Genomic DNA, 14,794 nt, shown 5'->3' with positions numbered 1-14,794 from the left:
ACAGAGTTGTGGACACCTGTGGACTACTGGCGTGGAGCGACCCATCGTTCCAGGTCCAGCTCATCTGTGATGGGGATGCCGTATTCACCGACGGCGGGGATCTCGGGCTTGAGCTTCCGCGCCTCCCGCACCGCGTCCGGTCTCAACGCCGCCAGCTTGAAACCCCGGCGCTGGTAGAAGCGGATCGCGTCGAGGTTGTCGTTCGTGGTCGTCAGGCGCACGCGACTGCACCCGAGCGTGCGCGCCTGGCGAACCGCGGCGTCGACGAGCGCGGTGCCGACGCCGCGGCCCCGCCGCAGCGCATCGACCGTCACGATCTCCAGCTGGTGGTTGGCCACCGCGTAGGTGAGCAGACCCAGCACGTGACCCTGCTTCTCCACCAAAAAGCCCGGCAGACTCGCGGGGAAGAACACCTCGCCGTGCGCGACGGCTGTGTGCGCTCCCCATAGCTCTAGGACCAATCGGGCGACAACTATGCGATCTGCTTCCTCGACCGGCCTTACCGAGCCTTCTGCCATGCCAAGAACTGTGCCAATCCGAGGCGTACTCAGGAACAGCCATTCGACGTACGGTGGATTCGTGCCAGTGCGCGTTTTGTTGGTTGACGATCACGAAGTTGTGCGCAGGGGGCTGCGCGAGATGCTGGACGACGAGGAGGACATTTCGGTCATCGCCGAGGCGGGATCGGTGGACGAGGCGGTGACGCGGGCCGGGCAGACACCGCCCGATGTGGCCGTCGTGGACGTTCAGCTGCCCGACGGCAGTGGTGTGGACCTGTGCCGGACGCTCCGCGACCTCGGCATCCGCTGTCTCGTGCTGACCGCGTTCGACGACGAGGAGGCACTGGTGGGGGCCATCATGGCCGGTGCGTCGGGCTATCTGCTCAAGCAGGTGAGGGGCCAGGACGTCGTCACGGCCGTGCGCGAAGTCGCGGCTGGACGGTCCCTTCTGGACCCCGCCACGACGGCCCGCGTGCTCGAACGGATGCGCAACCCGGCCCCGGTCGGCCTCACCGATCAGGAACAGCGCGTGCTGGAGCTGATCGGCGAGGGGCTGACGAACCGCCAAATCGGTGAACGTCTCTTCCTCGCGGAGAAGACCGTGAAGAACTACGTGACGTCCGTGCTCGCCAAACTCGGCATGGAACGCCGAACGCAAGCCGCCGCATGGGTGGCTAAACGGGGACGGACCAGGTGAGCGTCGTCCCGTTCGGTGAACTCACCACGCGGAAATCTCCACTCGCGGCCTTCGCCCGTTCCGCGAGATGCCGCAATCCTCGCTGAGTCACGCCGGACGGGATGCCACATCCGTTGTCCGCGACGCGCAGCAGCAGATGCATCTCATCGCGCCGTACGTCGATCTGAACGTGCGTCGCGCCTGAGTGGCGCACGACGTTGGACAACGCCTCTCGAAGCGCGGCCCGTGCGTCGTCGGATTGCCTGCGCGGCACGTTCGCCAGGTCGCCCGACACGTGCAGGCGCGGCGAAAATCCGAGGAGCTCGCCGGCCGTGCGGACCTCGGCCTTGATCGAGTCGAGCAGGTCCGCGGAGTCGGCGGGGTCGGTGTTGCGCAGCTTGCGCACGGTCGCGCGGACCTCGGCGATCGTCTCGTCGACCAGCTCGACGGCTTCTTCGATCCTGGCGCGCTGGGAGGCGTCGAGCTTCTTGCCCAGCCGCCGTTCCAGCAGGCTGAGCTGCACGCCGGCGCCGTAGAGCCGCTGGATGATCACGTCGTGCAGGTCGCGGGCGATGCGCTCGCGCTCCTCGTAGACGGCGACGCGCTGCCGTGCGGTGAAGCCCTCCGACAGCACGACCGCGAGGCCGGCCTGGGCCGCGAACGCCGTCAGCACGTCCACGGTCTCCTGGGTGAACGGCGCTTTGTCCCTACGTCGGTAAACCGCCAGCGCGCCGATCTTGCGGTCCGACGTGCCGAACGGCGCCACCGCGAACGGTCCGTAGCTCCGCAGCGCCTGCGGCACGTACGGGGCGGTGCGCGGGTCGTTCGTGACGTCGTCGGCCATCACCGGCACTCCGGTGCGCGCGGCCTTCGCGGCGGCGCTGCGCGGGCTCAGGGTCGCGACGACCGGCTCGCCGCTGGACGCCTCGACGGTGAGCGTGCCGTCGTCGTCGGCCGTGGCGAGCATGGCCAGCCCGAGGTCGGCGTCCGCGATCTCCGCGGCCGCCTCCACCACGAGCCGCAGCACGTTCTCCGGGTCTTCCAGCGCCGCCGAGGTGATCTCGGTGGACGCGACGAGCACGCGCCGCGCCAGGGAGGGGTCCATGGTCCTCAACGGTATGCGGGCGTGCCGAGGTCCAGCACCAGGTCCGCCCTCGCCGCCTCGTCCGGGCGGTGCGTGATGTGCAAGATCGTTCTGCCGTCCTGCCTGAGCTGCTCCAGGATCTTTCGCGCGGTCGGTTCGTCGAGGTGGGCGGTGGGCTCGTCGAGCAGCACCACGTCGGCGTCGTGCAGCAACGCCCTCGCGAGCGCAAGCCTTTGCGCCTCACCGCCCGACACCTGGTCGGGCCGGATCACGGTGTCGAGCCGGTCGGCCCACTCCGGCAGGCAAGCCGTGCGCAGAGCGGCCCGCAACGCTTCGTCGTCGTGCGGTCCCGACATCCGCAGGTTCTCCCGGACGGTCGTGCTGACCAGCATCGGTTCCTGCGGGCACCAGGTGGCGCGCGGCAGCTCGACGATCCCGCGTTCGGGCTGCAGGAAGCCCAGCAGCAGCGCGAACAACGTCGACTTGCCGCTGCCGGACGGGCCGACGATCGCGACGTGCGTGCCCGGCTCGATGTTGAGACGCAGGTCCTTCAGCGTCGGCTCGGTCGCACCCGGCCAGCGCACGTCGACGTTCTCAAGCCGGATCCGCTTGCCCCCGGGGACCTCCTGCCGTTCCGGAGCGTCGAACTGGAGCCGCGCGCTCGCCTCTGCCAACGCCCTGCGCTGCTGGGCGGCGAGCGGCAGTGCGGCCAGCGGTTCGGCGAGGGCGAGCGGGACCAGGCCGAGCACCGGGTTGCCGGTGGTGGCGCAGACCAGAGCCGCCACACCGGTCGCGAGGAGGACGATCGCCGTGGCCGCGCCCGTGCCGAACGCCTGCTTGCGAGTCTCCCCCGCCAGTTCGACGTCTTCGGCGTGGAGCCGGTCCAGCACGCGGTGGTGGGCATCGTGCGCGATGAGGTCCGGCGCGGCCGCGAGCGCGTTGATCGTGTCGGCGGCGACCTTGCGACGGCCCCTGGCGAGCTTCGTGCTGGCCCGGCGTTCGGTCCAGACGGCGACCGCCGGGGCGGCCAGGCCCGCGGCGAGCAGGAGGCCTCCCAGCGTCAGAGCAGCCACCGGGTCGATGAACGCGAACAGGATCGTGGTCGCAATGCCCGCGCCAACGGCCACGACCGGTGGCACCAGCACTCGCGGTACGAGGTCCCGCACGGTGTCGGTGTCCTCGACGAGGCGTTGGAGTCCATCACGCCGTTGGGTCCGCACGAGCCGAAGCCACAACTCGGCGCGAAGGTCGGTCGCGAGCTTGAACGCCTCGTGGTGGGTGACGAGGCGCTCGACGTACCGGAGCACGCCCTTGCTCAGCGCGAACGTCCGCACGCCCACGACCAGCACCGACAGCGTCAGGATCGGCGGCATCTCGGCGGCGCGGGCGATCAGGTGGGCCGCCAGCGCGGTCAACGCGATGCCCGCGAGGGTCGCGAGCACGCCCAGGGCCGCGCCCTTCCACGGGATCGGCAGGCGCTTCGGGCGTTCGTGCTGGGTCTCCTCGGTGACGACTCTGGCGAACGTCTCGTCCTCGGTCGACTCCTTGTCGCGGTGCGAGGCGAGGACGACAGCCGCCGTGCCGCTTGCTCTCTTGATCGCTTTGTCGACTTTGCGACTTGTCACCGGGTCGAGGTGCGCGGTCGGTTCGTCGAGCAACAGCACCGTCGCGCCGTGACGCACCCTCAGCAGGGCGCGCGCGACTGCGACGCGTTGGCGTTCACCGGTCGAGAGGTCCGTGATGCGCCTGTCGAGCAGATGCGCGGCCACGACCTCATCCGCAACTTCCTCGATGTCGTCCGCGTCGGGAACCGTGAGCTCAAGCTCAGCGCGTGGCGTGGCGGCGGCGAACGCGGGCTTCTGCGGCACGTAAGCGATGTCGCCGACAACCTCGACACCCCCGTCCGTCGGCTCCACGAACCCCAGGAGCACCTCGAACGTCGTCGACTTCCCGGTCCCGCTCGCGCCCTCAAGTCGATAAATCTCTCCTGGCCTCACATCAAAGCTGACCCCGTCAGGCGCAAACCCACCCCGCCTGAGCACCCTCAAATTGTCGACAAATACCCGTCCGCTGAGGTTACGCGGGGACCCTACGTACTCTTTTGGCTCACGCGGGGGCCCCGCGTGAGCTCCAGCAACGACGTCGGCGACCCTGCGGACGGACTCCAGGCCGTCCTCGCTGGCGTGGTGGGCGGCGCCCGCGGCGCGGAGGGGCAGGTAGCACTCCGGGGCGAGGATGAGGACCACCAGCGCGGTCATCAGGGTCATGTCGCCGTGGACCAGGCGGATGCCGATGCCGACGGCGATCAGGGCGACCGAGAGAGAGGCGGCGATCTCGAGGACCAGCGCTGAAAGGAACGCGATCTTCAGCGTGCCCATCGTGGCCTTGCGGTGCTGCTCACCGATCTGGCGAACAGCCGCGGCCTGCTGCTTGGCGCGGCCGAACACCGTGAGCACCGGGAGAGCGCGGAGGAGTTCGAGGAGCTGCGCCGAGAGGAGCTCGGTGACGTCGGCGGCGTTCTTGACGCGCTTCTCGGTGTACCAGCCGATCAGCGCGGCGAAGACGGGGATCAGCGGCACGGTGATCGCGATCAGGACCGCCGACGGCCAGTCCGTGAAGAGGATCCACGCACCCACCAGCGGCGGCACGACCACCGCGGTGACCAGCGCGGGCAGGTAGCGGGTGAAGTACGCGTCGAGCGCGTCGAGGCCCTTGGTCGCGAGCACCGACAGCTCGGCGGTACCGCGTTCCGCGATCCAGCCGGGGCCGCGTTCGAACGACTTCGCGAGCAGCTGGGTGCGGAGCTCCTCCTTCGCCCCCGCGGCGGCGCGCGCAGCAGCAGATTCCGTTGCCCACGACAGCGCTGCGCGCGCCAGGACCGCCACGGCGAGAAGTGGAAGGCCTTCGCGGGTCGTGATCACCGACGCCAGCGCGACGGCCTGGGCGACGAGTGCCAGGGCGTTGAGGAACGCCAGGGCGCCCACCCCTGCGAGGGCGCGCCTGGCGTTCTTCGAGAGCTGGGGCAGTGCGCCCAGCGGGCCTCGACTCATCAGTGGGCTGCCGGGATGTGCTGGACGCCGATGCGCTTGCGGAACACCCAGTAGGTCCAGCCCTGGTAGACCAGCACGGCCGGCGTGCCGAACGCCGCCACCCACGTCATGACGGTCAGCGTGTACGGGCTCGACGCCGCGCCGGCGACGGTGAGCGAGTACGCCGGGTCCAACGTGGACGGCAGGACGTTCGGGTAAAGCGAGGCGAACAGCACCACGACGGTTGCCGTCACCGCGAGTCCCATCAACGCGAACGACTGTCCTTCGCGGCCGGCCCACAGCCGCCACAACGCGAGTCCGGCGAACAGGAGCACCGGCAGCGCCCACACCCCGGCGACGTAGAGCAGCAGCGCCACGAGCGGCAACAACGCGACCGGTGCCATCGTCAACGCCATCCGGCGGGCCCGCTCGCGGATCTCGCCCTCGGTCTTGAGCGCCACGAAGATCGCGCCGTGCACCAGCGCGTACCCGGCGATCGCGAGCCCGCCGAGCACTGCCTGCCAGGTGATCGCCGCGAACGGTGAGCCGACCCGGTCACCGTTGGCGTCGATCGGCAGGCCGAGCACGGTGGTCGCGATGACCAGGCCGACCCCGAGCGCCGCGACCCACGAACCGACGAAGATCACGGTGTCCCAGACCTTGCGCCAGCGGTCCGAGTCGACCTTGCCGCGGTACTCGAACGCGACACCGCGGCCGATCAGCGCCAGCAGGAACAGGGTCAGCGGCAGGTACGCGGCGCTGAAGAGCGCCGCATACCAGCCGGGGAACGCCGCGAACGTGGCACCGCCCGCGACGAGGAGCCACACCTCGTTGCCGTCCCACACGGGGCCAATGGTGTTGATCATGACCCGGCGTTCGGTGTTGTCGCGCCCGAGGAAGGGCAGCAACATGCCGACACCGAAGTCGAAGCCTTCGAGGAACAGGTAGCCCAGCCACAGCAGGGCGATCACGCAGAACCAGAGCGTTTCCACAGCTTCTCCCCTAGTACGCGAACGCCAGCGCGCCGTCGTCGGTTTTCGCGGGGATGACCCCGGCGACACCACCGCGGACGTACTTGCGGATCAGGTAGACCTCGACGCAGGCCAGCGCTCCGTAGGTCAGCGTCAGCGCGATCAGCGAGGTGAGGATCTCGCCCGGTGTGCTGTTCGAGACCGCCTGCGCGGTGAACATCCAGACACCGTCCACTCCGGACGGGTTCGGCACGACCACGAACGGCTGCCGCCCCATCTCGGTGAAGATCCAGCCGAAGCTGTTGGCGAGGAACGGAGTCGCGATACCGGCGAGCGCGGTGATCGGGAACCACCTGCCCTGCGGAACGCGGCCGCCGCGGGTGAGCCAGAGCATCACGAGACCCAGCCCCACCGAGATCGCGCCGAACCCGATCATCAGGCGGAAGCCCCAGTACGTCACGGGAAGCGCGGGCACGTAGTCGATCGGCTTGCCGCTCAGCTCGCCGAGCCGTTCGTCGACCGGGTAGTTCGTGCCGTACTTCTCCTGGTACATCGGGACGAGGTCCTGGATGCCCTTGACCTCGCTGGTGAAGTCGTTGTTCGCGAGGAAGCTCAGCAGCGCGGGCACCGTGATGCTCTTGACGTTCTCGCAGTCCGGCCTGGTGACGTCACCGATCGCGAAGATCGAGAACGCGGCGGGCTCCTCGGTGTGGCACAGGGCCTCCGCGGCGGCCATCTTCATCGGCTGCTGCTGGAACATCAGCTTGCCCTGCACGTCACCGCTGATCGCGAGCACCGCGAACGCCACGACGCCGACCCAGGTGCCGAGCTTGAGCGAGCTGCGCCAGACCCCGGTCTCGTCCGACTTCTTCCACAGGTGCCAGGCGCCGATGCCCACGAGGAACGTGGCGGCGACGGCGAACGCACCGGCGATCGTGTGCGGGAAGGCCGCGAGCGTCGTGTTGTTGGTCAGCACCGCCCAGATCGAGGTGAGGCGCGGGCGGCCGTCCTCCAGGACGATGCCGACCGGGTGCTGCATCCACGAGTTGGCGGCGAGGATGAAGTACGCGCTGGCCATCGTCGCGAGCGAGAAGGCCCAGGCGCACGCGAGGTGGACCTTCTTCGGCAGCTTGTCCCAGCCGAAGATCCACAGGCCCAGGAAGGTCGACTCGACGAAGAAGGCGACGAGGCCCTCCATCGCGAGCGGGGCACCGAACACGTCACCGACGAACCGCGAGTAGGCGCTCCAGGCCATGCCGAACTGGAACTCCTGCACGATGCCCGTCACGACACCCATGGCGAAGTTGATCAGGAGGAGCTTCCCCCAGAACTTCGTCATCTTGTAGTAGCGCTCGTTGCCCGTGCGCACCCACGCGGTCTGCATCGCTGCGACGAGCAGCGACAGGCCGATCGTCAGCGGCACCATCAGGAAGTGATAGACGGTGGTGATGCCGAACTGCCACCGCGCGAGTTCGAGTACGTCCACGTCACTGAGACTAAGTCCCGATCATGGCCACTATCAGGTACGACGGTCCCGTCCCAGCTCGGGACCAAGGTCCCGTGCGCGAAGTCACCCCGGACAGGTGACAAGCGTCGGCTAGCATGGACGCGCCAGAGGGGAGTAGTTCCCACCGGAGTTCTTGGCCGGTGGCGTGGTGATCGACATACTGATCCGCCTTCGAGCGGATCCGGTGCCACACCCGTCTTGTACGGGCGAACGAGACCTCCGGCCGGGCTTTGCAGCATGCCCGGTCGGGGTCTGTTGCGCCTCCGTCCGGGCTCGGATTCGGACGTGGAGGACCTCTTGGCCACCTCATTGCTCGCGTTCATCACCGCGTTCGCGGTGGTGTTCCTCGTCGAGCTGCCCGACAAGACCATGGTCGCGACCCTGGTGCTGACCACGCGCTACCGCGCCTGGCCGGTGTTCACCGGCGTCGTCGCGGCCTTCGCCGCGCAGAGCGTGGTGGCCACCGCGTTCGGGTCGGCGCTCACGTTGCTGCCGGACCGCGTGGTGTCCATCGTGGTCGCACTGCTGTTCGCCGTGGGCGCGTTCTTCCTGCTCAAGGAGGGTTTCTCGCGTGACGAGGACTCCACTGACGAGGCCGGCACGCATGCTGACGTGCCGTTCTGGCGGGCCGCGCTGACGTCGTTCGGCGTGCTGTTCGCGGCCGAGTGGGGTGACGCCTCGCAGCTCGCGACCGCCGGGATCACCGCCCGGTACGGGACGCCGTTGATGGTCGGGCTCGGCGCCTGGCTGGCGCTGGTCGCCGTCGCCGGGCTGGCGGTGCTGGTCGGGCGGAAGCTCGCCGGACGGTTGCCGACGCACTGGATCCAGCGCGTGGCCGGCGTGGTCTTCGCGGGGTTCTCGCTGGTCGCGTTGTGGCAGGCGTTCTGACGGTCACCAGACCGGACGCAGACCAGGCTGGTCCTCGCCGTGCACGTGCTGCAGGTACGCGGCGAGGCCGGTCCTGATGGTGTCGAGCGTGTCCTGCCCGATCGCCTCGGCCATCTCGGCTTCGAGGTCGGACCACAGGTTGTCCGCGAACTTCAGGTAGTCGCGGCCCTTCGTCGTCAGCGTGACGTACTGGGCACGCTTGTCCGTCGGGTGCGGTTCGCGCAGGACGTAACCCCACTCGTCGAGCTCGTTGACGATCTTCGCCGCCGCCTGCTTGGTGACGCCGAGGTGCTGTCCGATGTCGACGGTCGTCGCGCGTTTCGCCTTGAGAAACCGGAAGACGTAGCCGTGAGCGGGCCTGAGCGGTTCCAGGCCGATCTGCCTGAGGCGGTCGTGGAACTGGTCGCCCATGGCGCGGTACGTCATCGCCAGGAGCATCGGCACCGGTTCCATTCGCACCTCCTACTAGACAACCAGGTTGACCTTATTCTAAGGTTAGACAACCGAGTTGACTACTTTGGAGGTTGCCTTGCTGGTTACTGGGGATTCCGTCGAGCCGTTCGAGTTCGGCGGGTTCGAGTTCAGGCCGTTCGCCGTGCCGTCGCGCGGCAGCACCGAGATCGCGCTGTGGACCGTCGACGTGCCGGAAGGCGGCGACGGGAAGACGCACACCGCCTCGAAGGAGGAGGTCTTCTACGTGCTGTCCGGGTCGGTGACGATCCAGGGCCAGACGGCGAAGGCGGGCGACGCGATCGTGGTGCCGCCGAACACCCCGCTGTCGCTGACCGGCGGCCCCGCGCGGGTGCTCGTCGCGACCTCGGTCGGGATCATCGGCACGCTGGAGGACGGGACGACGGTCACGCCGCCCTGGTCGCTCTAGCCGGCTAGTTCGCGGGTGAGCCTTCTTCCGGAGGCTCGCTCCCGGTGTCCGGGGCCTCCTCGCGGAGGTCGTGGGCGATCTTCTTGGCCTCGTCGATGAGTTCCTGGGAACGGTCGAGGCGCTCTTCGTCCGGTGCGGTCACGGCTCTGGGATCGACGGTTTCGCCGTTCGCCAAACTCAGGCCAGGAGGCTCCGGACGTGAGTCGCGAGACGTTCCGCGATCTCCAGGTCCCAGTCGTCGCCGGAGGCCGGTTGCGCGGTCTCGCCTGCGACGACGCGTTCGCCGAGCAGGCGCCGCTCGGCCGGCGTGAAGTCGGTGATGGCGCGGCGCAGCAGCGGCAGGGCGTCGTCGAACGCGTCGCCGCGCAAGCCGCTCAGCCACTCGTCGATCAGTCCGAAGAGGCGTGGATCGGCGGCCAGCAGGGTCGCCGAGCCTCGCAGGAAGCCCGCCACGAAGGCCGTGGCGACGCTGCGGTGCAGGCGGGCGGCCACGTCGTCACTCGTCAGCTCGCCCGCTTCCCAGAGCAGGCGGGTCGCCCTGCCGGTCGGGAGACCGTGAGCCTCCGCCTTCACCAGCGCGTGCAGGGCTCGCCACCAGGTCTTCTGGTGCTCATCGTCGGCCGCGAGGCGGGTGGCCTCGTGGGCGCCGTCGATGACGGCGAGCGCGTTCTCCGCGGTCTCGTCGTCGACGTTGCGGCAGGCGAGCGGCAGGCCCACCGCGCCGCGCGTGAGCAGGCCGTGCAGGGCCACGCGCAGGAGTTCCGGGTCGGTGCCGCGGACCGAGCCGTAGCGGACCGTTCTGGCCAGGTCCGGCAGTGCGGCGAGCAGTTCGAGGGCGTCCGTGGCCATGGCCGCGCACCGGTCGAGGGCGTTGCGCGCCTCGACGACGGCCGCGGGGAGTTCGCAGCCCACGGACCTCGTCAGGATCGAGGCGGCGTCGGCCACCCTGGTGGCGTCCTTCGCCGCCTGGGTGAGGACGTTCTCGGCTGCGGTGTGGACGGTGGTGCCGTGGCGGGCCGCGACCGCCACGGACACCGCGAAGATCGGGTCCCAGCGCAGCTGCCAGACCTCGGCGAAGGTGCCGAGGGAGTTGGAACGGTCCGGCTTGCCCCACGGCACGCCGAGAACTTCCAACCGTCGCAGGAGTTTCGAGCGTTCGCGGTCGGTGTCCTTGCGGAGGTCCAGCTTGAGCTGCTTGGGCTGGACGTCCGCGGGGAGGCGCAGTCTGCGTTGCAGGCGTTGGAGATCCGCGGCCAGCGGTGAACGCGGAACGGCCTCACCCACCTCGCCGAGACGTTCGCCCACGACCAGCTTGCGGTGCACCAGTTGCAGCGGGATCTCGTCGCCGCCGCAGAGCACGGCCAGCGCCGCCTCGTTCACCTCGCTCAGGCCCGCTGACGGACGTTCTCTCAGCGCGGCAAGGGTTTCCGCGAGCCTGACGGCCTCGACGGCACTGGCGGTGGAGGCCGGGAGGTCTTCTTCCCGCAGGACGGCAGCGGCTTTGGCGAACCAGCGCGGGACCACGTCGGCCTGGTGCTGCCAGAGGTGCGCGTACCAGCCGGGTGAGTCGACGCCGGCGCCGTAGCCCGACTCGGCGGCGAGCTGGCCGTGGCTCCACGGGACCCACGTGCCGGAGATCTTGCGGCGGCGCAGGCCTTTCAGCAGTGCGGTGTCTGCGGCGACCGTCGGCTTGGCGAGCAGTGCCGGGACGTGCCAGGCACCGCAGACGACAGCGATCGGGCCGTCGGTCTCCTTGCGCGCCTTGCGGATCGTCTGGCGCATGAACGCTTCTCGGCGGAGCGTGCGCTCGCCGACTTCTGCCTCGAACTCCGCGCGCACCGCGACCATGGCTTCGGCGACGGCGTCCGCGAGCTCGATCGGGTCGCTCGCGCTGTGCTCGACGACGTCTTCCCACCAGCGTTCGGGATCGTCGAAACCCGCGGCCTCGGCGAGCAGGCCGATGGGGTCGACGTTGCCGCTCGGGCCGTCGTCACCGATCGACGCCGCGGCCGGCAGGTCGAAGAAGCGAGCCGGGACCTCGTTCTCGTCGGCGTAGCGCAGCGCCTGCCACTCCGGGGAGAACTCGGCGAACGGCCAGAAGGCGGCGTTCTCGGGTTCCGTCTCGTCGTGCAGAAGGATCGCGACCGGCGGTGTGAGGGCGTGGACGTGCTCGAGGAGCGCGTCGGCCTCCGGCGGCCCCTCGATCAGGATGAGCGCCGGCCGCGTCTGCTCGAGCGCCCGCTTCACCATCCGGGCCGAGCCGGGGCCGTGGTGCCGGATGCCGAGCAGGACCGGCTCAGTCACCGCTGACTTCCAGGCAGGCCCGGTAGAGGTCGCGCCACTCGGCACGCTCCTTCAGCACCGTCTCGACGTACTCCTGCCACACCGTCGCGTCCGACACCCTGTCCTTGATGACGGACCCGATGAGCCCGCTGGCCAGCTCGTCCGCGCCGAGCGTGCCGTCGCCGAAGTGACCGGCGAGCGCCATGCCGTTCGCGATGACCGAGATCGCCTCGGCCGTGGACAGGCTGCCGCTCGGCTTCTTGAGCTGGGTACGACCATCCACAGTGGAACCGTTGCGCAGCTCCCGGAAGATCCGCACGACCCGGCGCACCTCGTCCAGCGCGGGCGGTTCGGCGGGCAGCTGGAGCGCCTTGCCGAGCTGCTGCGCCCTGGTCACCACGATCTCGACCTCGGCGTCCTCGGTCGCGGGCGGCGGCAGCACGACGGTGTTGAAGCGCCGCGCGAGCGCCGACGACATCTGGTTCACGCCGCGGTCGCGGTCGTTGGCCGTGGCGATGACGGTGAAGCCGGGCACGGCCTGGACCTGCGTGTTGAGCTCGGGGACCGGCAGCGACTTCTCGCTCAGGATCGTGATGAACGAGTCCTGGACCTCGGACGGCATGCGGGTCAGCTCTTCGACCCTGACCACGGCACCGCTCTGCATGCCCTTGAGCACCGGGCTCGGCACCAACGCGTTCTCGCTGGGACCCTCGGCGATGAGCCGGGCGTAGTTCCAGCCGTAGCGGACCTGGTCCTCGCTCGTGCCGGCCGTGCCCTGGACGACCAGCGTCGAGTCGCCGCTGATCGCCGCCGCGAGGTGTTCGGACAGCCACGACTTCGCCGTGCCGGGGACACCCACGAGCAGCAGCGCGCGGTCCGTGACGAGCGTGCCGACAGCGACCTCGACCAGGCGTCGCGCACCGACGTACTTCGGCGTGATCACGGTGCCGTCGCTGAGGGTCCCGCCCAGCACGTAGGTGACCACGGCCTGCGGGGACAGGCGCCAGTTGGGCGGCCGCTGACGGTCGTCCTGGGCCGCGACGGCGTCCAGCTCGGCGGCGTACTGCTGTTCGGCCGTCGGCCTGAGCACGGCGGTCACTGGGCCTCCTGTGGTTCTTCGGCTGGTGGTGCGAACGACTCGCGCAGGCGGATGCGGAGGCGCAGGACCTCCAGTTCCAGCGAGTTCTCCGGCCAGCGGCGAGTCAGAGCCTCCCAGTTCGCGCCGAGCAGGTCGGCATCACCCCTGGCCAGCAACACGGCAGGCGGCCGCCCGGCACGCCAGCGGGGATCGGGCAGCGCGGCGTAGCGGTGCAGGAGCGCCCGCGTCGTCTCGGGCGACCACGGTGCCGGGAGCTGGGCGCACGCGTGGTCGAGCAGGTCGTAGTGCCAGTTCACGGAGACGGCGACCACCGCCAGCTCGGCGACCTTGGCGGGCAGCGCGGCCAGCATCTCGAGCTGTTCCATCCCGGTGAGCGTCTCGGCGGCGGCCACGGCCCACGGCCGCGGATCTTGCGCAGCGGCCAGCTGGTCCGCGACCCCTCGCAGCAGGGCGTTGGCCCACGGTCCCCTGCGCAGGACGTTCGCGGCCTTGGCGTCGTTCGTCTCGAGGCGACTGGTCCAGTACCTCGGCGGCACACTCGCCGCGGCCGCCCTGATGCGCCCGGCCACCCCCTTCTCGGACCCGTCGCGCATGAGATCACGCTGCTCGGCCAGGTCGGGCTGCACGGTCCAGAGCTCGTCGGTCTGGACGTCGAAGCCGTCGTCGGTGAGCCACAGCCCCCGCCCGAGCCGGTCGGCGGCTCTAGTGGCGAGGCCTGACGTCGGCAGTTTGCGGAGCAGGCGGAGCGCCTCGTCGTGAACGGCGGCGGCGCGGTCGTCGAGGGCGGTCTCGAGGAGCTCCTCGTCGGCTTGGTCGAGCCCGGTCTCCAGGGCGCTGATGAGGACCTGGCGATCGGCCGCTCTCGGGGAGTCAGCGAACTCTCGGGCGATGAAGGCGCTCGTCCTCGCCGGGTCCGCCCTGCGCTTGCGGCGGAGGGCGCGCACGCGTTGGGCGCTGGGCAGGTCGAGGACCTCTTCGAGCGGAACCTCGTCGGTGAGCGGCGCGGCACCGCTGGCCCAGGACCAGCCGGGCCGGGTGGCGGCGAGCCAGCGACCACGAGTGCCGAGGACCTCGACGACGGCCGCCCGCAGCCCGGGACGCGCCGTGCCGAGGGCGAGCAGGGCGGGAAGCATGCGGTGGTCGGCCACGACGTTGCCGGCCTTGGCGAGCGCGCACCACTCGGTGAGAAGAACCTCGTCGTCGACGCTCATGATCGCCTCGAGGACGGCCCTGGCAGCCGGGCGGGGCAGGTTCGCGGGTTCTGGTGGGGCTTGCGGGAGCGGGTCTGCCTGGACCTCTTGGGGGAGGGTGGCGCCGAACGCGGCCACGCCGAGGGCGGCGCAGTCGTTGAGCAGCGTGGTGGGGTCGCCGCCGCCTCGGGTCGTGCCGATGAGGAGGGCTTGGACGGTGTTGGACCAGTCGGCCTTCATGCCGCCACCTCCGGGGTGTGGGGGTGGTCGAGGGTGTGGGGGGCGCGCTGGAGGTGAGCCGGGACGAAATGGGCACGCCAGAGGTGCGCCGGGACGAGAGGGAGACGGGCAGGCCGAGGGCGAGCCGGAGCGCGGTGGAGGTGGGCACGCCGGGAGACCGCGAGGGCCTGGGCGGGGCGGCGGTGGGCGGGCTGGTGTCGGGCGGGGCAGGGCGGAGTCGGCCGGAGCGAGGCGGCCTGGCATCGAGCGGAGCAGGACGGCATGGGCCGGAGCGAGGCGGCCTGGTGCCGGGCGGAGCGGGGCGGTGTGGGCTGGAGTGAGGCAGACCGGAGTGGAGCGGTCTCGGCCGCCTCCGACAAGACCGTTGCGGACTGGACCCGCGTCGACCGAGCCAGCGCGGACTGAGCTGGCGCCGACGAAGCCGCCGACAGGACAAGCGCGGCGTGG

General features: G+C 70.1%; 13 protein-coding genes. 3 read left to right on the top strand and 10 right to left on the bottom strand.

Going from position 1 to position 14,794, the window contains the following annotated elements; all coding sequences use genetic code 11:
* Nucleotides 1-23: 23 nt before the first annotated feature.
* Nucleotides 24-461, bottom strand: a complete 438-nt coding sequence (locus AOM45_RS02560) for a GNAT family N-acetyltransferase (protein ID WP_236703060.1) — start codon at nucleotides 459-461, stop codon at nucleotides 24-26.
* A gap of 118 nt (nucleotides 462-579) precedes the next feature.
* Between AOM45_RS02560 and AOM45_RS02555 the strand changes: the two genes are divergently transcribed.
* Entirely contained in the window at nucleotides 580-1,197 is a 618-nt protein-coding gene (locus AOM45_RS02555) for a response regulator (protein ID WP_030465500.1), read from the top strand.
* On the opposite strand, the gene AOM45_RS02550 is transcribed toward AOM45_RS02555, so the two are convergent.
* The 4 genes from AOM45_RS02550 to AOM45_RS02535 are packed head-to-tail and all read right to left on the bottom strand — an operon-like array spanning nucleotide 1,175 to nucleotide 7,746.
* Nucleotides 1,175-2,281 carry a GAF domain-containing sensor histidine kinase gene (locus AOM45_RS02550; RefSeq protein WP_030465501.1) on the bottom strand — a complete coding sequence of 369 codons (1,107 nt, stop codon included), beginning with the start codon at nucleotides 2,279-2,281 and terminating at the stop codon, nucleotides 1,175-1,177. The two genes, AOM45_RS02555 and AOM45_RS02550, sit on opposite strands and share 23 nt — an antisense overlap.
* A gap of 5 nt (nucleotides 2,282-2,286) precedes the next feature.
* Nucleotides 2,287-5,310: a thiol reductant ABC exporter subunit CydD gene (gene cydD, locus AOM45_RS02545; protein ID WP_035909108.1), complete on the bottom strand. Its 3,024-nt coding sequence runs from the start codon at nucleotides 5,308-5,310 to the stop codon at nucleotides 2,287-2,289.
* Nucleotides 5,310-6,281: a cytochrome d ubiquinol oxidase subunit II gene (gene cydB / locus AOM45_RS02540; RefSeq protein WP_030465503.1), complete on the bottom strand. Its 972-nt coding sequence runs from the start codon at nucleotides 6,279-6,281 to the stop codon at nucleotides 5,310-5,312. The genes cydD and cydB overlap by 1 nt, the downstream gene beginning before the upstream one ends.
* A 10-nt stretch (nucleotides 6,282-6,291) precedes the next feature.
* Nucleotides 6,292-7,746: a cytochrome ubiquinol oxidase subunit I gene (locus AOM45_RS02535; protein ID WP_030465504.1), complete on the bottom strand. Its 1,455-nt coding sequence runs from the start codon at nucleotides 7,744-7,746 to the stop codon at nucleotides 6,292-6,294.
* 330 nt (nucleotides 7,747-8,076) lie between these two features.
* Here AOM45_RS02535 and AOM45_RS02530 point away from each other — a divergent pair, with 330 nt between their 5' ends.
* A complete protein-coding gene (locus tag AOM45_RS02530; protein WP_030465505.1) occupies nucleotides 8,077-8,655 on the top strand; it encodes a TMEM165/GDT1 family protein in 579 nt (192 codons plus the stop codon).
* A 3-nt stretch (nucleotides 8,656-8,658) separates the two neighbouring features.
* On the opposite strand, the gene AOM45_RS02525 is transcribed toward AOM45_RS02530, so the two are convergent.
* Complete coding sequence (locus AOM45_RS02525; protein WP_030465506.1) at nucleotides 8,659-9,108, bottom strand: MarR family winged helix-turn-helix transcriptional regulator; 450 nt, start codon at nucleotides 9,106-9,108, stop codon at nucleotides 8,659-8,661.
* Between the two features lie 76 nt (nucleotides 9,109-9,184).
* Between AOM45_RS02525 and AOM45_RS02520 the strand changes: the two genes are divergently transcribed.
* Complete coding sequence (locus AOM45_RS02520; RefSeq protein ID WP_030465507.1) at nucleotides 9,185-9,535, top strand: cupin domain-containing protein; 351 nt, start codon at nucleotides 9,185-9,187, stop codon at nucleotides 9,533-9,535.
* A gap of 4 nt (nucleotides 9,536-9,539) precedes the next feature.
* Here AOM45_RS02520 and AOM45_RS50490 read toward each other — a convergent pair whose 3' ends face one another.
* The 4 genes from AOM45_RS50490 to AOM45_RS02505 are packed head-to-tail and all read right to left on the bottom strand — an operon-like array spanning nucleotide 9,540 to nucleotide 14,347.
* Nucleotides 9,540-9,677: a hypothetical protein gene (locus AOM45_RS50490; protein WP_156093583.1), complete on the bottom strand. Its 138-nt coding sequence runs from the start codon at nucleotides 9,675-9,677 to the stop codon at nucleotides 9,540-9,542.
* A 35-nt stretch (nucleotides 9,678-9,712) separates the two neighbouring features.
* Nucleotides 9,713-11,839: a DUF5682 family protein gene (locus AOM45_RS02515; protein ID WP_030465508.1), complete on the bottom strand. Its 2,127-nt coding sequence runs from the start codon at nucleotides 11,837-11,839 to the stop codon at nucleotides 9,713-9,715.
* Nucleotides 11,832-12,917 carry an ATP-binding protein gene (locus tag AOM45_RS02510; RefSeq protein ID WP_030465509.1) on the bottom strand — a complete coding sequence of 362 codons (1,086 nt, stop codon included), beginning with the start codon at nucleotides 12,915-12,917 and terminating at the stop codon, nucleotides 11,832-11,834. The genes AOM45_RS02515 and AOM45_RS02510 overlap by 8 nt, the downstream gene beginning before the upstream one ends.
* Nucleotides 12,914-14,347 (bottom strand): DUF5691 domain-containing protein, encoded by a 1,434-nt coding sequence (locus AOM45_RS02505; protein WP_030465510.1) that lies wholly within the window; start codon nucleotides 14,345-14,347, stop codon nucleotides 12,914-12,916. Before AOM45_RS02505 ends, AOM45_RS02510 begins: the two co-directional genes overlap by 4 nt.
* Between the last annotated feature and the right edge of the window lie 447 nt (nucleotides 14,348-14,794).

The sequence above is a fragment of the Lentzea aerocolonigenes genome (genome assembly GCF_000974445.1).
GTDB lineage: Bacteria > Actinomycetota > Actinomycetes > Mycobacteriales > Pseudonocardiaceae > Lentzea > Lentzea aerocolonigenes.
Note: the sequence above shows the minus strand (reverse complement) of the source record. Positions and strands in the feature narration are given on the sequence as shown.